The organism is Streptacidiphilus jeojiensis (assembly GCF_042510965.1).
Taxonomy (GTDB): Bacteria; Actinomycetota; Actinomycetes; order Streptomycetales; family Streptomycetaceae; genus Streptacidiphilus; species Streptacidiphilus jeojiensis.
In genome coordinates, this window is record NZ_JBEUKS010000005.1 from 522138 (window position 1) to 544007 (window position 21870).

The 21870-nt window shown below is 71.8% G+C and carries 16 protein-coding genes; 4 read left to right on the top strand and 12 right to left on the bottom strand.

Translation table 11 applies throughout. From position 1 onward, the window contains the following. Positions 1-185 precede the first annotated feature (185 nt). The 4 genes from ruvX to ABUW04_RS17375 are packed head-to-tail and all read right to left on the bottom strand — an operon-like array spanning position 186 to position 4192. A complete protein-coding gene (ruvX, locus tag ABUW04_RS17360) occupies positions 186-686 on the bottom strand; it encodes a Holliday junction resolvase RuvX (RefSeq protein ID WP_030248764.1) in 501 nt (166 codons plus the stop codon). Continuing rightward, entirely contained in the window at positions 683-3349 is a 2667-nt protein-coding gene (gene alaS / locus ABUW04_RS17365) for an alanine--tRNA ligase (protein WP_030248763.1), read from the bottom strand. The genes ruvX and alaS overlap by 4 nt, the downstream gene beginning before the upstream one ends. Beyond that, positions 3349-3711, bottom strand: coding sequence for a DUF6167 family protein (locus tag ABUW04_RS17370; protein ID WP_380565612.1), 363 nt, complete (start codon positions 3709-3711; stop codon positions 3349-3351). The genes alaS and ABUW04_RS17370 overlap by 1 nt, the downstream gene beginning before the upstream one ends. Positions 3712-3715: 4 nt before the next feature. Beyond that, positions 3716-4192, bottom strand: a complete 477-nt coding sequence (locus tag ABUW04_RS17375; RefSeq protein ID WP_030248760.1) for a DUF948 domain-containing protein — start codon at positions 4190-4192, stop codon at positions 3716-3718. Between the two features lie 168 nt (positions 4193-4360). Between ABUW04_RS17375 and ABUW04_RS17380 the strand changes: the two genes are divergently transcribed. Beyond that, positions 4361-6562: an ATP-binding protein gene (locus ABUW04_RS17380; protein ID WP_380565613.1), complete on the top strand. Its 2202-nt coding sequence runs from the start codon at positions 4361-4363 to the stop codon at positions 6560-6562. A gap of 75 nt (positions 6563-6637) precedes the next feature. Here ABUW04_RS17380 and rpsD read toward each other — a convergent pair whose 3' ends face one another. The 4 genes from rpsD to ABUW04_RS17400 form a co-directional block, all read right to left on the bottom strand. After that, positions 6638-7252, bottom strand: a complete 615-nt coding sequence (rpsD, locus tag ABUW04_RS17385) for a 30S ribosomal protein S4 (protein ID WP_030248757.1) — start codon at positions 7250-7252, stop codon at positions 6638-6640. Positions 7253-7580: 328 nt separating this feature from the next. Next, on the bottom strand, positions 7581-8927 hold the full coding sequence (locus ABUW04_RS17390) for a replication-associated recombination protein A (RefSeq protein ID WP_030248756.1): 1347 nt from the start codon (positions 8925-8927) through the stop codon (positions 7581-7583). Positions 8928-8994: 67 nt separating this feature from the next. Next, complete coding sequence (locus tag ABUW04_RS17395; protein WP_380565614.1) at positions 8995-9684, bottom strand: response regulator; 690 nt, start codon at positions 9682-9684, stop codon at positions 8995-8997. Further along, on the bottom strand, positions 9681-11333 hold the full coding sequence (locus ABUW04_RS17400; protein WP_380565615.1) for an ATP-binding protein: 1653 nt from the start codon (positions 11331-11333) through the stop codon (positions 9681-9683). Before ABUW04_RS17400 ends, ABUW04_RS17395 begins: the two co-directional genes overlap by 4 nt. 155 nt (positions 11334-11488) lie before the next feature. On the opposite strand from ABUW04_RS17400, the gene ABUW04_RS17405 reads away from it, so the two are divergent. After that, positions 11489-12871 carry a cation:dicarboxylate symporter family transporter gene (locus ABUW04_RS17405; RefSeq protein ID WP_030248751.1) on the top strand — a complete coding sequence of 461 codons (1383 nt, stop codon included), beginning with the start codon at positions 11489-11491 and terminating at the stop codon, positions 12869-12871. Between the two features lie 71 nt (positions 12872-12942). Here the strand turns inward: ABUW04_RS17405 and aspS are convergent, their stop codons facing one another. From aspS to ABUW04_RS17420, 3 genes are read right to left on the bottom strand one after another with little or no spacing between them, the layout of a single operon-like run. Beyond that, positions 12943-14709, bottom strand: coding sequence for an aspartate--tRNA ligase (aspS, locus tag ABUW04_RS17410; protein ID WP_030248749.1), 1767 nt, complete (start codon positions 14707-14709; stop codon positions 12943-12945). Beyond that, on the bottom strand, positions 14706-15971 hold the full coding sequence (gene hisS, locus ABUW04_RS17415; RefSeq protein WP_380565616.1) for a histidine--tRNA ligase: 1266 nt from the start codon (positions 15969-15971) through the stop codon (positions 14706-14708). The genes aspS and hisS overlap by 4 nt, the downstream gene beginning before the upstream one ends. Positions 15972-15984: 13 nt before the next feature. Then, positions 15985-16695, bottom strand: a complete 711-nt coding sequence (locus ABUW04_RS17420) for an MBL fold metallo-hydrolase (protein ID WP_030248745.1) — start codon at positions 16693-16695, stop codon at positions 15985-15987. Positions 16696-16912: 217 nt separating this feature from the next. Here ABUW04_RS17420 and ABUW04_RS17425 point away from each other — a divergent pair, with 217 nt between their 5' ends. Continuing rightward, positions 16913-17791: a peptidylprolyl isomerase gene (locus tag ABUW04_RS17425; RefSeq protein WP_380565617.1), complete on the top strand. Its 879-nt coding sequence runs from the start codon at positions 16913-16915 to the stop codon at positions 17789-17791. Positions 17792-17972: 181 nt separating this feature from the next. Next, a complete protein-coding gene (locus tag ABUW04_RS17430; protein WP_030248742.1) occupies positions 17973-19202 on the top strand; it encodes a DUF349 domain-containing protein in 1230 nt (409 codons plus the stop codon). Between the two features lie 180 nt (positions 19203-19382). On the opposite strand, the gene ABUW04_RS17435 is transcribed toward ABUW04_RS17430, so the two are convergent. Continuing rightward, positions 19383-21794: a RelA/SpoT family protein gene (locus tag ABUW04_RS17435; RefSeq protein WP_380523722.1), complete on the bottom strand. Its 2412-nt coding sequence runs from the start codon at positions 21792-21794 to the stop codon at positions 19383-19385. Positions 21795-21870: the final 76 nt, after the last annotated feature.

The following is a 21870-nucleotide window of genomic DNA, read 5'->3' on the forward strand; positions in this document are numbered from 1 at the left end:
ACGACGTGGCGACCGGCATCCTCTCCGGTCGGACGGGACCTCCCCGCCGACGATCGAACCGGCGTGCCAAAGCGCGCCGTGAAGCGGAACGTTACCCTAGGCGCTCAGGAGCCGGTGCCGCAGCGTTAGCCATCATCCGCTCACGAATCGCGCGCAGAACGTCCCCCACGCCGTTCATATGACCGTCATCCCTCACTCGGAGCAGCGGTTTCGTCCGGTTCGACCAGCTGTCCCGGCGGCCTTCCGCTCGTCTTCTCCCCCTCCAGCGCGCTCTGCAGGATCACCACAGCGGCGGCCTGGTCGATCACGGAGCGTCCCTTTTTCGACTTCACCCCCGAGGCCCGCAGCCCCTGCGCGGCGGTGACGGTGGACATCCGCTCGTCCACCAGCCGCACCGGCACCCCGGCCGGGGCGAGCCGCGCCGCCAGCTCCCCCGCGTAGCGGCGGACCTTGGCGGCGGCCGGGCCCTCGCCGCCGTTCAGCGAGCGCGGCAGCCCCAGCACCACCTCGACGGCCTGGTACTCCTCGGCGAGGGCCACCAGCCGGGCCTGCGAGCCGGGGCCGGCGGGGACGGTCTCGACCGGGGTGGCGAGCATCCCGTCGGGGTCGCTCGAAGCGACCCCGATCCGGGCGTCCCCCACGTCCACGCCGATCCGCCGTCCCCGCCGGAACGCACCGTCGGTCATGCGCCCTGGACCTCGCGGCGCACCGCGGCGATGGCCTGGTCGACGGCGGCCGGGTCGGTGCCGCCGCCCTGGGCGACGTCGTCCTTGCCGCCACCGCCGCCGCCGAGGGTCTTGGCGGCGACGCGGACCAGCGCACCGGCCTTGACCCCGCGCTCGCGGGCGGCCTCGTTGGTGGCGATCACCGTCAGCGGACGGCCGCCGACCACGCTGAACGCCGCGACCACGGCCGGACGGCCGCCGGTCACGCGTGCGCGCACATCCAGAACGAGCTTGCGAAGGTCGTCGGCTGTCGTCCCGTCAGGAACCCGGGCAGCGACCAGCGCCAGGCCGTTGACGTCCTCGGCCCCGTCGGCGAGTCCGGCCGCGGCCTGCAGCACCTTCTCCGCGCGGAAGCGCTCGATCTCCTTCTCGGCCTCCTTGAGCTTGCCCAGCATGCCGGCGATCTTCTCCGGCAGCTCGTCCGGGCGGCCCTTGACCAGCTCGGTGAGCTGGGAGACCACGGTGTGCTCGCGGGCCAGGAAGCGGTAGGCGTCCACGCCGACCAGCGCCTCGACCCGGCGCACCCCGGAGCCGATGGAGGACTCGCCGAGCAGCTTCACCAGGCCCAGCTGGGCGGTGTTGCCGACATGGGTGCCGCCGCACAGCTCCTTGGAGAAGTCGCCGATGGTGACCACCCGGACCCGCTCGCCGTACTTCTCGCCGAACTCGGCGATGGCGCCCTGCTTGCGGGCCTCGTCGATGCCCATGATCTCGGCGGTGACGTCCAGCTCCCGGGCCAGCACCTCGTTGATCTTCTGCTCCACGTCCGACAGCACCGTGCCGGGCACCGCGTTGGGAGAGCCGAAGTCGAAGCGGAAGCGGCCGGGCGAGTTCTCCGAACCGGCCTGGGCCGCGGTGGGGCCGAGCGCGTCGCGCAGCGCCTGGTGGGTCAGGTGGGTGGCGCTGTGGGCGCGGGCGATGGCCCGGCGCCGGGCCACGTCGATCACGGCGTGCGCGGCGGAGCCGAGCACCACCTCGCCCACCATCACGCTGCCCTTGTGGACGTACACGCCGGGCACCGGCTGCTGCACGTCGCGGACCTCGACCACGGCGCCGGAGTCCAGTCGCAGCCGGCCCTGGTCGGCGAGCTGGCCGCCGCCCTCGGCGTAGAAGGGGGTGCGGTCCAGCACCACCTCGACCTCGTCGCCCTCCTGGGCGGCGGGGGCCGGGACGCCGTCGACCAGCAGGCCCACCACGGTCGCCTCGGTCTCGTTGCTGGTGTAGCCGAGGAAGTCGGTGGCCCCGGCGCGGTCGGCGACCTCGCGGTAGGCCGAGACGTCGGCGTGGCCCATCTTCTTGGCCTTGGCGTCGGCCTTGGCCCGGTCCCGCTGCTCCTTCATCAGGCGGCGGAAGCCGTCCTCGTCGACGGTGACGCCCTGCTCGGCGGCCATCTCCAGGGTGAGGTCGATCGGGAAGCCGTAGGTGTCGTGCAGCTGGAAGGCCTTGTCCCCGGGCAGCACCGCGCTGCCGGCGGCCTTGGTCTCGCCGACGGCGGTGTCCAGGATGTTGGTGCCCGCGCGCAGGGTCTTCAGGAAGGCGGCCTCCTCGGCCAGCGCGACCGTCTCGATCCGCTTGCGGTCGGTCTCCAGCTCCGGGTACTGCAGGCCCATGGTGCTGATCACGGTGTCGACCAGCCGGGCGACCACCGGCTCGGTGGCGCCCATCAGCCGCATGTTGCGGATGGCGCGGCGCATGATCCGGCGCAGCACGTAGCCGCGGCCCTCGTTGCCGGGGGTCACCCCGTCGCCGATCAGCATCACCGAGGTGCGCATGTGGTCGGCGACCACGCGCAGCGAGACGTCGGTGTTGTGCGCGGTGCCGTAGCGGACACCGGTCAGCTCGGTGGCGGTGTCCATGACGACGCGCAGGGTGTCCGTCTCGTACATGTTCTGCACGCCCTGCAGGATCATCGCGAGGCGTTCCAGGCCGAGGCCGGTGTCGATGTTCTTGGCGGGGAGGTCGCCCAGGATCGGGAAGTCCTCCTTGCCGTCGCCGGCGCCGCGCTCGTACTGCATGAAGACCAGGTTCCAGATCTCCACGTAGCGCTCGTCGTTGACGGCCGGGCCGCCCTCGGCGCCGAACTCCGGGCCGCGGTCGTAGTTGATCTCCGAGCAGGGGCCGCAGGGGCCGGGGACGCCCATGGACCAGAAGTTGTCCTTCTTGCCCAACCGCTGGATCCGCTCGGCCGGTACGCCGATCTTCTCCCGCCAGATGCTCTCGGCCTCGTCGTCGTCCAGGTAGACGGTGATCCACAGCCGCTCCGGGTCCAGCCCGTAGCCGCCGGCCTCCTGCGAGGAGGTCAGCAGCTCCCACGCGTAGCGGATCGCCCCCTCCTTGAAGTAGTCGCCGAAGGAGAAGTTGCCGCACATCTGGAAGAAGGTGCCGTGCCGGGTGGTCTTGCCGACCTCCTCGATGTCCGGGGTGCGGACGCACTTCTGCACGCTGGTGGCGGTGGCGAAGGGCGGCTTGACCTCGCCGAGGAAGTAGGGCTTGAACGGCACCATGCCGGCCGGGACGAGCAGCAGCGTCGGGTCGTCTGCGATCAGCGACGCCGAGGGCACGACGGTGTGGCCGCGCTCCTCGAAGAATCGCAGCCAGCGGCGGCGGATCTCAGCCGACTCCATTAGTTGTCCTCATTCCGGTCGTACGGGGTGATGTCAGTAGAAGTAGACGTTCCAGCAGGGGAAATCTCGAACGGTTTTGCACTGCTCGCGGTACCGCGCAGCACCGGCCCGCCCTGCGGGCCCGGCAGCGCCAGCACGCTGCCGTCCAGGCCCAGCTGCCGGTTGAGCTCCAGTTCGCGCTGGAGCATTCCGGCGCGGACCTCGCCCGCGAAGGAGCGTACGGCCCCGCCGAGCTCCACCGCGCCCTGGGCCGCGGTGTCGGCGAGGCTGCCGGGGGTGATGCTGCGGGCCAGGCGGTTGGCCTTGTTGACGGTCCACACGGTCGCACCCGCGCCCACGGCCATCCAGAAGATCCGGCGCACCGTCTCAACCCCTCCTGAGCATGCGGGCGAACACGCCGCGACGGGCGGTCGCCGAGCGCACCTCGGCCCTGACCATGCGGGCGATCAGCTCGCGCTCGGTCTGCTGCGGGACGTGGCGCTCCGGCTGCCCGGCCGAGCGCTGCCGGGCCACCGCACTGCGCACGCCGTAGCTGAAGGCGGAGAGCTTCACCAGCGGGCCGCCCAGGGTCGCCGCCATGGTGGAGGACAGCGCGTTGGCGTTGGCCGCGGCGTCCTGCACGTTGGCGGTGATCTCGTCCACCCGCACCAGCTGGTCGTTGGCGGCGCGCAGGGTCTCGGCGGCCTCGTCCAGCAGCGGTACGGTGCGTTCGGTGACGGCGGCGACCAGCACGGTGGCCTGCCGCAGCGCGCCGGCCAGCCGGACCAGGACCACGGCCAGCAGGGTCACCAGCACCGCCCAGAACACGGCGACCACGAGGCCCGCGACCTCTCCACCGGACACCTTGGCGCTCCCTCGCTCATTCGTCGCTCGTCCAAACCGCGGGCGTGCGGAAACCCTATCGCGCCGGACCCGGCATTCCCGACCGCGTGACCCCCGGCCCGTTCGATCGTTGAACCGAACGGGGGAGCGCCCTCGGCACGCCCACTGGGGGATCCAAAGGGGGATCCGATGATCAGCGACACCGCGGGGAACCTCCCCGCCGAAACCACCGGCTTCGTCGGCCGGTCGGCCGAACTGGCCGAGGCCGTAAGGCTACTGACGACCGCTCGGCTGGTCACCGTGGTCGGCCCGGGCGGGGTGGGCAAGAGCCGCCTCGCCCTGCGCGCCGCCGCCGCGGGCGCTGCCACGGGCGCTGCCGACCCGTCCCGCGACGGGGCCTGGGTGGTCGAGTGCTCACTCGTCCGGGATCCCGAACTGCTGGTCCACGCCGTCGCCGAGGCGCTGCGGGTGACCGACGGGACGGCGCGCCCCCCGGTCGACATCCTGATCGCGCACCTGCGCGGGCGCAGCCTGCTGCTGGTCCTCGACGGCTGCGAGCACCTGGTGGACGGCTGCGCGGCGCTGGTGGCCAGGCTGCTCGCGGAGGCCCCCGGGCTGCGGATCCTGGCCACCAGCCGGCAGCCCCTGGGCGTCGGCGGGGAGCACCTGCTGCAGGTGCCGCCACTGTCCACCGAGGGCCCCGGCCCGGAGGCCGTGGAGCTCTTCGTGCAGCGGGCCGCCGCGGTGCTGCCGGGCTTCACCCTCACCGACGCCAACCGGGAGGCGGTGACCGCGCTCTGCCACCGGCTCGACGGCATCCCGCTGGCGCTGGAGCTGGCCGCGGGCCGGCTGCGGGTGCTCGGCGTCGAGCAGATCACCGAGCGGCTCAACGACCGGTTCCGGGTGCTCACCGGCGGCTCCCGCACGGCCCTGCCCCGGCACCAGACGCTGCGCACCGCCATCGGCTGGAGCCATGAGCTGTGCACCCCGGCCGAACGGCTGCTCTGGGCCAGGGTCTCGGTCTTCGCCGGCAGCTTCGACCTGGACGCCGCCGAGTACGTCTGCGCCGGCGACGGGCTGCGCGCCGACGAGGTGCTGGACCTGCTCTCCGAGCTGGTGGCCAAGTCCATCGTGCTGCGCGAGGAGGACGCCCCGGACCGTGACCCGTCCCGCGCGGCGCGCTACCGGCTGCTGGACACCCTGCGCGAGTACGGCGCCCGCTGGCTCGGCGACACCGGCACCGAGCCGCTGCTGCGGCGGCGCCACCGCGACTGGTACCTCGGGCTGGCCACCTGGGGCGAGATCGAGTGGTTCAGCGCCCGGCAGGTGCAGACCCGGGACCGCACCCATCTGGCCCAGGCCAACATCCGCGCCGCGCTGGACTACTGCCTGGCCGAGCCCGGCGAGGAGCAGATCGCCCAGTTCCTGACCGGGACGCTCTGGTACTTCTGGGTCGGCTGCGGGCACCTGGCCGAGGGCCGGCACTGGCTGGAGCGCGCCCTGGCGCTGTCCGACGAGCCCACCGAGGCGCGGGCCAAGGCGCTGTGGGTGACCGGCTACATGGCGACGCTCCAGGGCGACCTGGCCGCGGCCCGTCCGCTGCTGGAGGAGTGCCACCGGCAGGCCCTGGAGACCGGCGACGACCGGGCGCTGGCCTACGCGGTGCACCGGCAGGGCTGCGCGGCGCTGATCGGCGACGACCTGGCCCGCGCCGCCGAGCTGCTGGAGGAGGCGATCTGGCACTACGAGAAGCTGGGCGAGCTCAACAGCAACGTGGTGATGGCCATGTTCGAGCTCGGGCTGGCGATGATCTTCCAGGGCGACACCTCGCGCGGCGAGTCCTGGATGGCCAAGGTGATGGACGTCTGCGAGGAGTTCGGCGAGCAGTGGGCCCACGCCTACGGCCTGTTCGCCTCCGCCTACTCGGAATGGCTGCTCGGCGACCTGCGCACGGCCCGGACCCGGGCCCGGGAGTGCCTGCGGATCAGCTACGGCTTCCGCGACCTGGTCGGCGTGGTGCTCGGCATGGAGGTGCTGGCGCTGCTGGCGACCGAGCCGGACGAGGACGGCGCCCCGGGGGACCTGGCCGAGGCCCGGCTGCTGCAGGGCGCGGCCAACGTCATCTGGCGCAAGGTCGGCGTCCCGCTGTTCGGCTCGCGCAGCTTCAACGCCGCGCACGCCGCCTGCGAGGCGCGGGTGCTGGGCGCGCTCAGCGAGGAGCAGGCCGCCGCGTCGTTCCACCAGGGCACCCTGCTCGACCTGGACGCCGCGGTCGAGCGCGCCCTGCGCGGCGGCTCCGGCTCCAGCGGGGGCGGTCCGCCCGGCGGCGAGGTCCCCGGCCCGCGCCCGGTGCCCACGGCCCCGCGCAGTCCGGCGCCCGCGGACGCATGAGCGCCGGGTCGGTCCCCCTCGCGGGAGACCGGCCCGGCGCTCGTTACTGCACGTCCAACGGGTACCGCTCGCGGATCAGCGCGAGTAGTACTCGACGACCAGCTGCTCGTCGCAGATGACCGGGACCTCGCGACGCTGCGGCGCGCGGTCCAGACGGAAGGCCAGGGCCTTCAGGTTGACCTCGAGGTACTTCGGGGTCTGACCCTCGCCCGCGTTGCCACCCTCACGGGCGACCAGGAACGGGGTCTTCTCCTTGGAACGCTCGCGGACCGTCACCACGAAGCCGGGCTTCAGCTGGAACGACGGACGGTTGACCTTGCCGCCGTTGACCTCGATGTGGCCGTGGACGACCATCTGGCGGGCCTGGTAGATGGTGCGGGCGATGCCCGAACGCAGCACCAGGGAGTCCAGCCGGGTCTCCAGCTCGCTGATCAGCGCCTCACCGGTCTTGCCCTCGACCTTGCGGGCACGGTCGAACGCACGGGCCATCTGGGTCTCGCTCAGGTCGTACTGAGCGCGCAGGCGCTGCTTCTCGACCAGACGGACCTTGTAGTCCGAGTTCTGCTTGCGGCCACGGCCGTGCTGGCCGGGCGGGTAGGGGCGCGCCTCGAAGTACTTGACGGACTTCGGGGTCAGCGGAATGCCCAGGGCGCGGGCAATCTTGACCTTGGGACGCTTCTGGTTCGCCATGAACCAAACCTCATCTCACTGTACGAATCGGCTCACCACTGTTGAAGGAGGTCGCATCTCGCGGTCCGGGACAGCCAGTCACCGGAACCGGGCACAATGTGCAGCACACGACAGGCCCACCATCCCTGGAGGGATAGTGGGCTGCACGCGACACCCGAAGGGTGCGCAACGCTCCTGGAACCGCTCCTCGCGGTGCGGTTCCCTGTATGACGTCCCGCTGGTGACGCCGGGCTCTCACCCGGGCGACGGGACATCTCGCTCGGGCCAGTCTAACGGACCCGTACCGGTGCTCCTGACCAGCGCTACCGACCGGCGCTACTGACCGGCGCTACTGACCGGCCAGCTTCTTGCGCACCCAGTCCACCACGTCCGCGTAGCGGGCCTCGGCGCCGTGCCGGCCCGGCACGTAGTAGTGCTTGCCGGCGATGGCGTCCGGTGCGTACTGCTGCGCGGCCACCCCGTCCGGCAGGTCGTGCGGGTAGACGTAGCCCTGGGCGTGGCCCAGCTTCTTCGCCCCCGCGTAGTGGCCGTCCCGCAGATGCGGCGGCACCGGTCCGGCCAGCCCCTTGCGGACGTCCTCCAGGGCGGCGGAGATGGCCAGCGTCGCCGAGTTGGACTTGGGCGCCAGCGCGAGCGCGATCACCGCGTGCGACAGCGTGAGCGAGGCCTCCGGGAAACCGATCATCGCCACCGCCTGGGCGGCCGCCACCGCGATCGGCAGCGCATTGGGGTCCGCCAGGCCGATGTCCTCGCTCGCCGAGATCATCAGCCGCCGGGCGATGAACCTGGGGTCCTCGCCCGCCTCGATCATCCGGGCCAGGTAGTGCAGCGCGGCGTCGACGTCGCTGCCCCGGATCGACTTGATCAGCGCGCTGGCGACGTCGTAGTGCTGGTCGCCGTCCCGGTCGTAGCGGACCGCCGCCTTGTCGACGGCCTGCTCGACCGTCTCCAGCCGGATCTCCGCCTCGCCCAGCGCCAGCGCCGTGCCCGCGGCCGCCTCCAGCGCGGTCAGCGCCTTGCGGGCGTCGCCGCCGGCGATCCGCACCAGGTGGTCCTCGGCGTCCGCGGCCAGCGCCAGCGCGCCGCCCAGCCCGCGCTCGTCGGTCACCGCCCGGTGCAGCAGCTCGCGGATGTCGTCGTCGGTCAGCGACTCCAGGGTGAGCAGCAGCGAACGCGACAGCAGCGGCGAGATCACCGAGAAGAAGGGGTTCTCGGTGGTGGCCGCGATCAGCGTGACCCACTGGTTCTCCACCGCCGGCAGCAGGCTGTCCTGCTGGGCCTTGGAGAAGCGGTGGATCTCGTCGAGGAAGAGCACGGTCTCCCGACCCGACATGCCCACCTCGCGCCGCGCCGACTCGATGACCGCGCGGACCTCCTTCACCCCCGCGGTGATCGCCGACAGCTCCACGAAGCGCTTCTCGGTGGCCTGGCTGATCACATAGGCGAGGGTGGTCTTGCCGGTCCCCGGCGGGCCGTGCAGGATCACCGACGACGAGGCCGCGGGCCCGCCGGCGCGCTCCACCAGCCGCCGCAGCGGCGACCCCGGGTTCAGCAGCCGGCGCTGCCCGGCCACCTCGTCCAGGTTCCGCGGCCGCATCCGCACGGCCAGCGGCGAGCGGGCCGGCTCGGCGGCCTTGCGCTCCTCGGCGGCGGCGGTGAACAGGTCAGGTTCCACGCAACGACCCTACTGCCTGGCTCCGACACCCCGGCCTGGTCACCGCGGCCTGGTCACCGCGGCCTGGTCACCGCGGCCGGTAGCAGAGCTCGGGTCTGCCCACGTTGCCGTACTGCGGCTCGCGGACCGCACGGCCGGTCTCGACCAGGTACTCCAGGTAGCGGCGCGCGGTGATCCTGGAGACCCCGGCCGCGGTGCCGACCGCGGCGGCCGCCAGCCCGACGTCCGACTGGCGCAGGACCGCGGCGACGGCCTCCAGGGTCGCGCCGGTCAGCCCCTTGGGCAGGGTGCTGCGGTCGGCCGAGCGCAGTTCGGCGAAGGCCTGGTCCACCTCGTCCTGGCCCAGCGCCTCGCCGTCCCGGGCCAGCGAGGCCCGGTAGCGGGCGTAGTGCTCCAGCTTGCTGCGCAGCGAGGCCGCGGCGAAGGGCTTCAGCAGGTACTGGACCACCCCGACGGACACCGCCTGACGCACCGTCGCCAGGTCCCGGGCCGAGGTGACGGCGATGATGTCGGCGCCGTGCCCGGCCGCCCGCAGCCGTCCGACCAGTTCCAGGCCGTGGCCGTCCGGCAGGTAGAGGTCGAGCAGCAGCAGCGCCACCGGGTCGCCCTCGGCGCGGCGCCGCTCCAGGAAACGCAGCGCCGCCCCCACACTGTGCACCGCGCCGACGCAGCGGAAGCCGGGGGCGCGTCCCACGTAGAGCGCATGCGCGTCCGCGGCGACCGGATCGTCCTCGACCACCAGCACGTCGATCGTCATCGCGGCACCACTCCCGCGTGCCGCAACGGGATCCGGACGGTGAGCACCGCGCCGGTCCCGGCCGGGCTGTCGGCGACCACGGTGCCGCCGTTGCGGCGCGCCGTCTGCGCCACCAGGGCCAGGCCGAGCCCGCGTCCCGGCTGCTTGGTGGACCAGCCGCGGCGGAACACCTTCTCCACCGCGTCGGGGTCGATGCCGCGTCCGGTGTCGGCGACCCGGAGCAGCAGCTCGCCGGAGGCGTTGCGGGCGGTGACGGTGACCTCGGGCGGCCGCGGGCTCCCGGCGGCGCCCTCGATGGCGGCGTCCATGGCGTTGTCGATCAGGTTGCCCAGCAGGGTGACCAGGTCGCGGGCGCCGACCGCGCCGGCCAGCGAGTCGTCGATCAGGCTGTCCTCGGTGATGGTGAGCTCGACCCCGCGTTCGGCGGCCTGCGCCGCCTTCCCCAGCAGCAGCGCGGCCAGCACCGGCTCGCTGACGGCGCCGACGACCCGGTCGGTGAGCTGCTGGGCCAGTTCCAGCTCGGCGGTGGCGAACTCCACCGCCTGCCGGTGCCGGCCCAGTTCGATCAGCGAGACCACCGCGTGCAGCCGGTTGGCTGCCTCGTGCGCCTGGGCGCCGAGCGCGTCGGCGAATCCGCGCACCGAGTCGAGTTCGCCGGACAGCGCCTGCAGTTCGGTGTGGTCGCGCAGGGTCACCACGGTGCCCAGGGCGGGTCCGTCGCCGATGGCGGAGGTGTTGACGACGACCACGCGCTCGGCGGTGAGCTGCACCTCGTCGCGCAGTGCGTCCTGGCCAGCGATCGCCGTGCACAACGGCTCAGGGAGGCCCAGGTCCCCCAGCGGACGGCCCTCCACCTCCCCTTCCAGGGCCAGGAGTTCGCGGGCGGCGTCGTTGCACAGCAGCACCGTGCCGTCGCGGTCCAGCAGCAGCAGTCCCTCCCGGACCGAGTGCAGCGTGGCCTGGTGGTACTCGTAGAGGTGGCTGAGCTCGGCCGGGCCCATTCCGTGGGTGTGCCGGCGCAGCCGGCGGTTGGCCAGCCAGCTGCCCAGCGCGCCCAGCAGCAGCGCCGCCACCGCGACCAGGACCAGTGCCGTGACCGGGCCCCGGAGCTGCTCGGACACGGACTGCACCTTGATCCCGACGCTGACCAGGGCGACCACCTTGCCCCGGTCGTCCAGGACCGGGGTGACCGCCCGCACCGAGGAGCCGAGGGTCCCGGTGTAGGTCTCGGTGAAGGTCCGTCCGGCCAGGGCGGGGGCGATGTGCCCGAGGAAGGGCTTGCCTATCTCCGCGGGGTTGGGATGCGTCCAGCGGATGCCGTGGGTGTCCATGATGGTGACGAAGTCGACGGCGGCCTCGCTGTCCCGCCAGACCCGGTCGGCGTAGGGCTGCAGCACCGCGGTGGGGTCCGCCGAGAGCACCCCCGAGCGCACCGTCGGCGAGTCGGCGACCGCCCGGGCCACCGCGGTGACCTGGCGTTCGGCGGACTGCTCGGTGCGGTCGCTGGTGAGCCAGTAGGTCAGCACCGCGCCGGCGGCCACGACCAGCGCCACGATCAGCACCTGGACCGCGAAGAGCTGTCCGGCGAGGCTCCGCGCGGGACGGGGGCGCTGACGTCGTGGCGGGGACGGACGTCGTGGCGGGGACATGAGCCAAAGTGTGCCCGCTCGCCGGACGGCTGCGAACCCCCGGCGGCCGTGAACAGTATGAACGCAAACGTGACCCGCGCCACGCCCGCGCCGATAGTCGTCGGAACCGGCCCACCACCCGGGACGGACCGTATGACCGGCAAAGGAGCCGCAGCATGACCTCCGAGGCAACCGCAGCAGCGCCGCCCGCGGGCAGACGTCCGGGCGGCCGCACCCACATCCTGTACCTGCTGGTGATCGCGGCCGTGCTGGCCGGGATCGTGGTGGGCCTGGCCGCGCCCTCGTTCGCGGTGGACCTGAAGCCGATCGGCACCGGCTTCGTGAACCTGATCAAGATGATGATCAGTCCGATCATCTTCACCACGATCGTGCTGGGCATCGGTTCGGTGACCAAGGCCGCCAAGGTGGGCAAGGTCGGCGGCCTGGCCCTGGGCTACTTCCTGGTCATGTCGACGGTGGCGCTGGCCCTCGGCCTGGTCGTCGGCAACCTGCTGGAGCCCGGCAGCGGGCTGCACCTGACCGAGGCCCTGGCCAAGTCCGGCCACGCCCAGGCGGCCGCGGGCGGCTCGGAGAGCACCAGCGACTTCCTGCTCGGCATCATCCCGACCACCCTGGTCTCGGCGCTGACGGGCGGTCAGGTACTGCAGACGCTCCTGGTGGCGCTGCTGGTGGGCTTCGCCCTGCAGTCGCTGGGCCCGGTCGGCGCCCCGGTGCTGCGCGGGCTCGAACACATCCAGGCCCTGGTGTTCAAGGTCATGTCGATGATCATGTGGGTGGCCCCGGTGGGCGCCTTCGGCGCGATGGCCGCGGTGGTCGGCGCCACCGGCGTGGACGCACTGAAGAGCCTGGCCGTCATCATGCTGGGCTTCTACCTGACCTGCGCGATCTTCGTCCTGGTGGTGCTCGGCGCGCTGCTGCGGCTGGCCGCCGGGGTCAACATCCTCCAACTGCTGCGCTACCTGGGCCGGGAGTTCCTGCTGATCCTGTCCACGTCCTCGTCCGAGAGCGCGCTGCCGCGGCTGATCGCCAAGATGGAGCACCTCGGTGTGAGCCGCCCGGTCGCCGGGATCACCGTCCCGGCCGGCTACAGCTTCAACCTCGACGGCACCGCGATCTACCTGACCATGTCGTCGATCTTCATCGCCCAGGCCATGGACAGGCCGCTGTCGCTGGGCGAGCAGATCTCACTGCTGCTGTTCATGGTGATCGCCAGCAAGGGCGCTGCCGGGGTCACCGGCGCCGGGCTGGCCACCCTGGCCGGCGGCCTGCAGTCGCACCAGCCGGCCCTGGTGGACGGCGTCGGACTGATCGTGGGCATCGACCGCTTCATGTCCGAGGCCCGCGCCCTGACCAACTTCGCCGGCAACGCCGTGGCCACCGTGCTGATCGGGCACTGGACCAAGGAGCTCGACCACGCCCGGCTCGACAAGGTGCTGAGCGGCGAGCTGCCGTTCGACGAGAGCAGCCCGGTGGCCCAGCCGCTACCGGCCGACCAACCGGGCCATGCGCTCGAACCCGGTCTGGTGAAGGCCAGTTGACGTAACTGGTCCGAGAACGCCAGTGCCCCGCCCGGTCGCTTCGACCGGGCGGGGCACTGGCGTCGGGGCCGTCAGGCCTCGGGCTGCTCGCTCTTCGGCTTGGCGTCGACGCCCGCTTCCTTGCGCTGCTGCGCGGTGATCGGGGTCGGGGCGCCGGTGAGCGGGTCGCCGCCGGTGCTGGTCTTCGGGAAGGCCATCACGTCGCGGATGGTGTCGTAGCCGCCGAGCAGGGCGACCAGACGGTCCAGGCCCAGGGCGATGCCACCGTGCGGCGGGGGGCCGAAGTCGAAGGCGTTGAGCAGGAAGCCGAACTGGGACTGGGCCTCCTCCTCGCTCAGGCCGATCGCGTCGAAGGCACGCTTCTGCACGTCCTTCTGGTGGATACGGATCGAGCCGCCGCCGATCTCGCTGCCGTTGAGCACCAGGTCGTAGGCGTTGGAGAGGGCGTTGCCGGGGTCCTTGTCGAAGGTGTCCAGGGACTCGGCGGTGGGCGCGGTGAAGGGGTGGTGCACCGCGTGCCAGCCCTGGAACTCGCCCTTGTCGTCCTCGATCGGCTCGAACATCGGGAAGTCGACCACCCAGAGGAAGGCCCACGCCGACTCGTCGATCAGCTCGCAGCGGCGGCCGATCTCCAGCCGGGCGGCGCCCAGCAGCTCCTGCGAGGCGGTGCGCTTGCCCGCGGCGAAGAACACCGCGTCGCCGGGCTTGGCACCGGCCGCCTCGGCCAGCCCGGCCAGGTGCGCCTCGGAGAGGTTCTTGGCGACCGGGCCGCGCAGCGAGCCGTCCTCGTCCACCAGCACGTAGGCCAGGCCGCGGGCGCCGCGGGCCTTGGCCCAGTCCTGCCAGGCGTCGAGCTGCTTGCGCGGCTGCGAGGCGCCGCCGGGCATCACCACGGCGCCCACGTAGGGGGCCTGGAAGACGCGGAACTCGGTGCCGGCGAAGTACTCGGTCAGGTCGGTCAGCTCGTTGCCGAAGCGGACGTCGGGCTTGTCCGAGCCGTAGCGGGACATCGCCTCCGCGTAGGTCAGCCGGGGCAGCGGGGTGGGCACGTCGTAGCCGTGCACCTCGCTCCAGATCCGGGTGACCAGCTTCTCGCCCAGCTCCAGGATGTCCTCCTGGTCCACGAACGAGGCCTCGACGTCGAGCTGGGTGAACTCCGGCTGGCGGTCCGCGCGGAAGTCCTCGTCCCGGAAGCAGCGGGCGATCTGGTAGTACCGCTCCATGCCGGCCACCATCAGCAGCTGCTTGAACAGCTGCGGCGACTGCGGCAGGGCGTACCAGTGGCCGGGCTGCAGCCGGACCGGGACCAGGAAGTCGCGGGCGCCCTCGGGGGTGGAGCGGGTCAGGTACGGCGTCTCGATGTCGAGGTAGCCGTTCTCCTCCATCACCGTGCGGATCAGGTGCGTGGCGCGCGAGCGCAGCCGCAGCGCCTTGGCCGGGCCCTCGCGGCGCAGGTCGAGGTAGCGGTAGCGGAGCCGCACCTCCTCGTTGACCGAACCCGGCTCGTACTCGGCGACCTGGAACGGCAGCGGGGCGGCCTCGGAGAGCACCGTCAACTCGCTGACCACGACCTCGACCTCGCCGGTCGGGATCTCGGTGTTGGCGTTGCCCTCGGGGCGGATCCGGACGTCGCCGACGACCTTGACGCACCACTCGGAGCGCAGCTCGGACACCGCCTCCAGGTCGCGGACCACGACCTGGACGGTGCCGGATGCGTCACGCAGATCGATGAAGGCGACACCGCCGTGGTCGCGGCGGCGGGCGACCCAGCCTGCGAGGGTCACGGTGGTGCCGGCGTGCTCCGGGCGGAGCGTGCCGGCTTCATGGCTGCGGATCACGAGAGCTTCTCCTTGAGGGTGGTGACGAGAGCGTCCAGGGCGACCGGGGTCTGGTCACCGGTGGTGAGGTCCTTGAGCTGTACCAGGTTCTCGGCGAGATCACGGTCCCCGGCGACCAGCGCGTAGCGCGCGCCGGAGCGGTCGGCGGCCTTCATCGCGGCCTTGAGCCCCTTGCCGCCGAAGACGATGTCAGCGCTGACGCCGGCCCGGCGCAGCTCGGTGACGGTCCGGAACAGGACCGTACGCGCCTGCTCGCCGAGCGGCACGGCGAAGACGTCGGAGGCCGCAGCGCCCGGCAGTTCGATGCCCTCGGCCTCCAGCGCGAGCACGGTGCGGTCCACGCCCAGCGCCCAGCCGACGGAGGGCAGCGCGGGTCCGCCGATCATCTCGGACAGCCCGTCGTAGCGCCCGCCGCCGCCGACCGCGGACTGCGAGCCCAGGCCGTCGTGGACGAACTCGAAGGTGGTGCGGGTGTAGTAGTCCAGTCCGCGGACCAGCTTGGTGTCGTCCTCGAAGGCGACGCCGGCGTCGGTGAGGACCGCCCGGACCTGCTCGTGGTAGGCCTTGCAGTCCTCGCACAGGTAGTCGACCAGCATCGGCGCGCCGACCAGCTGCTTCTGCACCTCGGGCCGCTTGTCGTCGAGCACCCGCAGCGGGTTGATCTCGGCCCGGCGGACCGTGTCGGCGTCCAGGTCGAGCCCGCGCAGGAACTCCTGCAGGGCGGCGCGGTAGACCGGCCGGCACTGCTTGTCGCCGAGGCTGTTCAGCAGGATCCGGAAGTCGCGCAGACCGAGCGAGCGGTAGGCGTCATTGGCGAGAATGATCAGCTCGGCGTCGAGCGCCGGGTCCTCCGCGCCGATGGCCTCCGCCCCCACCTGCCAGAACTGACGGTAACGCCCCTTCTGCGGCTGCTCGTAGCGGTACTGCGAGCCGCTGTACCAGAGCTTGACCGGCAGGTTGCCGATCCGGTGGAGGTTGGCTTCCAGGGTGGCTCGCAGCACCGAGGCGGTGCCCTCTGGGCGCAGCGCCAGCTCCTCCTTGCCACGCTTGGTGAGGGTGAACATCTCCTTGCTGACGATGTCGGTGGACTCGCCGACGCCGCGAGAGAAGAGCTTGATGTCCTCGAAGACGGGTGTCTCGATGTAGCCGTAGCCAGCCCGACGCAACGGGGCGGCGATGGCCTCACGCACGGCCAGCACGGTCGGGGCCGTGGCGGGCAGGATGTCGTAGGTGCCCTTCGGGGCCTGGAAAGAGCTGCTCACGTCTCGTCTCGAATCAGATGCCCCGGCGCGCTGCGCCGGGCTCGGCGGCGTCCGCGCCCGCTACCTGGAGCAGGTAGGGGTTGCTCGCGCGCTCGCGGCCGATGGTGGTCTGGGGGCCGTGTCCGGAGAGCACCACGGTCTCGTCCTGGAGCGGCAGGCACACGCGGGCCAGCGACTCCAGGAGGGCGTCGTGGTCGCCTCCGGGGAGATCGGTACGTCCTACCGAGCCGGCGAACAGCAGGTCACCCGAGAACAGCACCGGAGGCAGCTCCGGAGCGGCGGGGGTCCTGAAGGTCACCGACCCCCCGGTATGGCCCGGGGCGTGGTCGACGGTGAGCCGCAGCCCGGCGAGCTCCAGCACACTGCCGTCCTCCAGGATCCGCAGGTCGTCCGGTTCGCCGACGGTCAGCTCGCCCATCAGCTGCGCGCCGAAGGAGCGGCCGAGGGCCCGCTCCGGGTCGGCCAGCATGTAGCGGTCCTCGGGGTGGATCCAGGCCGGGATGCCGCGTGCGCCGCAGATGGGCATCACCGAGGCGACGTGGTCGATGTGTCCGTGCGTGAGCACCACCGCGACCGGCTTGAGCCCGTGCTCGCGGACGGCCTCCTCGACCCCGGCGGTGGCCTGGTGCCCCGGGTCGACGATCACGCACTCCTCGCCGGCCGCGGGGGCGACCAGGTAGCAGTTGGTGCCCCAGGCCCCTGCGGGGAAACCGGCGATGAACACGTGAGTCCTTGTTTGTCCTGGCTGAGCACGGTAGAAGTCTGTGCGCAGCCTACCGGCGGGGCAGGGACGATCGCGAACCCGTTGTTCGCCGCGGGCCCTCGGGAACAGCTTGTAGGGACCTGACACCACGTTTACAGATTCCATCCCTACACTGAGCGGCCAACGGGTACGAAGATCCCCCGCACGGGCTGCGGCGGACGCGAAGGAGTGACGGTCGGTGGCACCCAACGACAGGCCAAGCAAGCCCCTGCCCAAGGACAAGGAGAAGCGGCGGCGGGAGCTGGAGCGGCTCAAGTACGAACGCCAGGTGGCGCGGCGTCGGGCGTCGGTGAAGAAGACCCGCAGGAACAGCGCGATCGTGGGCGTGTCGGTGCTCGCGGTGGCCGGGATCGCGGGCGGCGCCTGGGCGGCGACCGGGGCGGGCGACAAGCCCAAGAAGGCCGTGACCGCGAAGGCCTCGGCGACCGCGACGGCCAGCGCGAGTGCGACCGCGGCTGCGGCCGGTTCCGCCCATGTCGCGGGCTGCACCACCCCGGCTGCGGGCAAGGCGACCACCAAGCAGTGGAAGACCGAGCCGGCCCTGACCATCGACACCCAGTCGACCTACACCGCCACGATCAGCACCAACTGCGGCCCGATCACCATCAAGCTGGACGCCGCGGCCGCGCCGCACACCGTCAACTCCTTCGTCTACCTGGCGAGTCAGCACTTCTTCGACCACGTCACCTGCCACCGGCTGACCACCGCCGGGATCTACGTGCTGCAGTGCGGCGACCCGACCGGCACCGGCTCCGGCGGCCCTGGCTACAAGTTCAAGGACGAGAACCTGACCGCCTCCTCGATCAAGGGCGGCACCTATCCGGCCGGCACCGTGGCGATGGCGAACTCCGGCGCCAACACCAACGGCAGCCAGTTCTTCCTGGTCTACAAGGACAGCACGCTGTCCGCGAGCTACACCCCGTTCGGGACCATCACCGGGGGCCTGAGCACCCTCCAGAAGATCGCCGCGGCGGGCACCAACAACGCCAACGGCACCGGTGACGGCAACCCGCTGCAGACCGTCACGATGAACACCGTGACGACCAAGAAGAGCTGACGGCGCGCGGGACAGTTTTCGCCGCCGGGATACGGACAGCACCGGTGCCGGTCGCCTATGTTGGCGTCTTGTAGGGTGCGTGGTCCCGGCGGCGGACTGTTGGTTGATGGGCCGGCCGGGCAATGAACTGTGGACGGTGGCCCTCCCCCAGGGCGAAGGGTCACCATATGGAGGAGGCGCTGTGACCAGCGACCCGTGGGGCCGTGTCGACGACGAGGGGACCGTCTACGTGCGGACGGCCGATGGCGAACGCGTCGTCGGTTCGTGGCAGGCAGGCTCCCCCGACGAGGCTCTCGCCTACTTCACCCGGAAGTACGAGGGCATCGCCGTCGAGATCGGTCTGCTGGAGCGCCGGGTCCGGACCACGGACCTGGCGACCAAGGACGCCATGACCGCCATCGAGCACCTGCAGGCGCAGGTGGCCGAGGGGCATGCGGTCGGCGACCTGGAGGCCCTCGCCAAGCGCCTGCAGGCGCTGGTGGGCGAGGTGGACAGCCGCCGCGAGGAGCGCAAGGCGGCTCGGGCCAAGGCCCAGGAGGAGGCCAGGACCGCCAAGGACGCGCTGGTCGCCGAGGCGGAGCAGCTGGCGGAGTCGACGCAGTGGCGCGACGCCGGGGACCGGCTGCGCGCGCTGGTGGACACCTGGAAGGGCCTGCCGCGGCTGGACCGCAAGTCGGACGACGAGCTCTGGCACCGCTTCTCGCACGCCCGCTCGACGTTCTCCAAGCGCCGCAAGGCCCACTTCGCGACGCTGGACCAGCAGCGGGACGAGGCCCGCCAGGCCAAGGAGAAGCTGGCCAAGGAGGCCGAGTCGCTGTCGTCCTCGACCGACTGGGGAGCGACGGCGGCTCGCTACCGCGAGCTGATGACCGAGTGGAAGGCGGCGGGGCGCGCCCAGCGCGAGGCCGAGGACGAACTGTGGGCCCGGTTCCGGGGCGCGCAGGACGTCTTCTTCCAGGCCAGGTCGGCGGTGTTCGACGAGCGTGACGCCGGCGAGCGCGAGAATCTCGTGCTCAAGGAGGCGCTGGTGGTCGAGGCCGAGACGCTGCTGCCGGTGGGCGACCTCAAGGCGGCCAAGGCGACCTACCGGTCGGTGGCCGAGCGGTGGGAGGAGATCGGCCATGTGCCGCGCGACGCCCGGCCGAAGCTGGAGGGGCGGCTGCACACGGTGGAGCGCGCGATCCGCGAGGCCGAGGAGGCCGAGTGGCAGCGCAGCAACCCCGAGGCGAGGGCTCGTGCCGAGGGCATGACGGGTCTGCTGCAGGCGGCTGTCGACAAGCTGCAGCAGCAGATCGCCGCCGCCCAGGCCCGCAACGACTCCTCCCGGGTGGCCAAGCTCGAGAAGGAGCTGGCCGGCCGCCAGGAGCTGCTGGACCAGGCCCGCAAGGGCCTCCAGGAGTTCGGCGGCTAGCCTTTCCCGCAGACGCCCGGTTGCACTATCAGGGGCGCGGGGAACTGTCTCAACGAGGGTGCACCGAGGTGCATGGCTTGTCGCGCAGTTCCCCGCGCCCCTGGACGTTTGCAACTGGCCCGGTTGCAGCCCCCTAGGGGCGCGGGGAACTGCGCGACAAGCCCACCACGACCCGCACCTTTAGCGCGACCTCGCCGAGGTGACGCGGTAGACGTCGTACACGCCTTCGACGCCGCGGACGGCCTTGAGCACGTGGCCGAGGTGTTTGGGGTCGCCCATCTCGAAGGTGAAGCGGCTCATGGCGACCCGGTCGCGGGAGGTCTGGACCGCCGCCGACAGGATGTTCACGTGCTGGTCCGAGAGGACCCGGGTGACGTCCGAGAGCAGCCGGGACCGGTCCAGTGCCTCGACCTGGATCGCGACCAGGAAGACCGAGGACTGGGTCGGCGCCCACTCCACCTCGACCATGCGCTCCTGCTGCTGCGCCAGCGCGTCCACGTTGACACAGTCCGCGCGGTGCACCGAGACGCCGTTGCCGCGGGTCACGAAGCCGACGATGGGGTCGCCGGGAACGGGCGTGCAGCAGCGGGAGAGCTTGACCCAGACGTCGGCGACGCCCTTGACGACCACACCCGGGTCGGCCGCGCTGCGGCGACTGCGGCGGCCGGTGCTCGGCGACGGCGTCGTGGTCTCGGCGATGTCCTCGGTCGCGCCCTCCTCCCCGCCCAGGGCCTGGACCAGCTTCTGCACGATGGTCTGCGCGGAGACATGGCCCTCGCCGATCGCGGCGTAGAGCGAGGAGATGTCCGGGTAGCGCATCTCGTGCGCCAGGGTGACCAGCGAGTCGCCGGTGAGGATCCGCTGCAGCGGCAGGCCCTGCTTGCGCATGGCCCGGGTGATGGCCTCCTTGCCCTGCTCGATCGCCTCCTCGCGGCGCTCCTTGGAGAACCAGGCGCGGATCTTGTTGCGGGCCCGGGGCGACTTGACGAAGCCCAGCCAGTCGCGCGACGGCGCGGCGTTGGCGGCCTTGGAGGTGAAGACCTCGACCAGGTCGCCGTTGTCCAGGGTGGACTCCAGCGGCACCAGCCGGCCGTTGACGCGTGCGCCTATGGTGCGGTGACCGACCTCGGTGTGCACGGCGTAGGCGAAGTCCACCGGGGTGGCCCCGGCGGGCAGCGCTATCACGTCGCCCTTGGGCGTGAAGACGAAGACCTCGTTGTTGGACAGGTCGAAGCGCAGCGACTCCAGGAACTCGCTGGGGTCCTCGGTCTCCTTCTGCCAGTCCAGCAGCTGCCGCAGCCAGGCCATCTCGTTGACGGTGTCGGCCTTGGCGCCCTTGCCGGTGGGGGTGTCGGTGCGCACCTTGGAGGCGCCGGCGACGGCCTGCTGCTTGTACTTCCAGTGCGCGGCGATGCCGTACTCGGCGCGGCGGTGCATGTCGAAGGTGCGGATCTGCAGCTCGACCGGCTTGCCGCCGGGGCCGATCACCGTGGTGTGCAGCGACTGGTACATGTTGAACTTGGGCATGGCGATGTAGTCCTTGAACCGCCCCGGCACCGGGTTCCACCGCGCGTGGATGGTGCCCAGCGCCGCGTAGCAGTCGCGGACCGAGTCGACCAGGACCCGGATGCCCACCAGGTCGTAGATCTCGGCGAAGTCGCGGCCGCGCACGATCATCTTCTGGTAGACGCTGTAGTAGTGCTTGGGGCGTCCGGTGACCGTGGCCTTGATCCTGGCCGCCCTGAAGTCGCCGACGACCTGGTCGGTGACGGTGGTCAGGTACTCGTCGCGCTTGGGGGCGCGTTCGGCGACCAGCCGGACGATCTCGTCGTACATCTTGGGGTAGAGGATCGCGAAGGCGAGGTCCTCCAGCTCCCACTTGATGGTGTTCATGCCCAGCCGGTGCGCCAGCGGGGCGTAGATCTCCAGGGTCTCGCGGGCCTTCTTCTCCTGCTTCTCCCGCTTGAGGTAGCGCATGGTGCGCATGTTGTGCAGCCGGTCGGCCAGCTTGATGACCAGGACACGCGGGTCCTTGGCCATGGCGACGACCATCTTGCGGACCGTCTCGGCCTGGGCGGCCTCGCCGAACTTGACCTTGTCCAGCTTGGTGACGCCGTCGACCAGCATGGCCACGGTGTCGCCGAAGTCGCGGCGCAGCGTCTCCAGGCCGTAGTCGGTGTCCTCGACGGTGTCGTGCAGCAGCCCGGCCATCAGGGTCGGGGTGTCCATGCCCAGCTCGGCCAGGATGGTGGCGACGGCGAGCGGGTGGGTGATGTACGGGTCGCCGCTCTTGCGCTTCTGGCCGCGGTGCCAGCGCTCGGCGATCTGGTAGGCGCGCTCCAGGGTGACCAGGTCGGCCTTGGGGTCGTTGCCGCGCACGATCCGGAAGAGCGGCTCCAGGACCGGGTTGAAGGCGCTGCTGCGCTGCCCGCCGAGACGGGCCAGACGGGCCCGTACGCGGCTCGGGGAAGGCGTGGCGGGGCGCAGTGCCTGCGGCCCCTCCTTCGTCGTCTCCCGGACGGCTGGAGTGGTGGCGGGGGCACCGTCCTGCGCGCTGGCAGTGGTGGGCACGACCTCTTCCGGCAAGTGCACTCCTCGAGCGTGGGCCCCACGCGTTCAGTGGCGGGGACTCCTCATGGTACCGAGCGCGGGCGGGCCACCGTTTGTT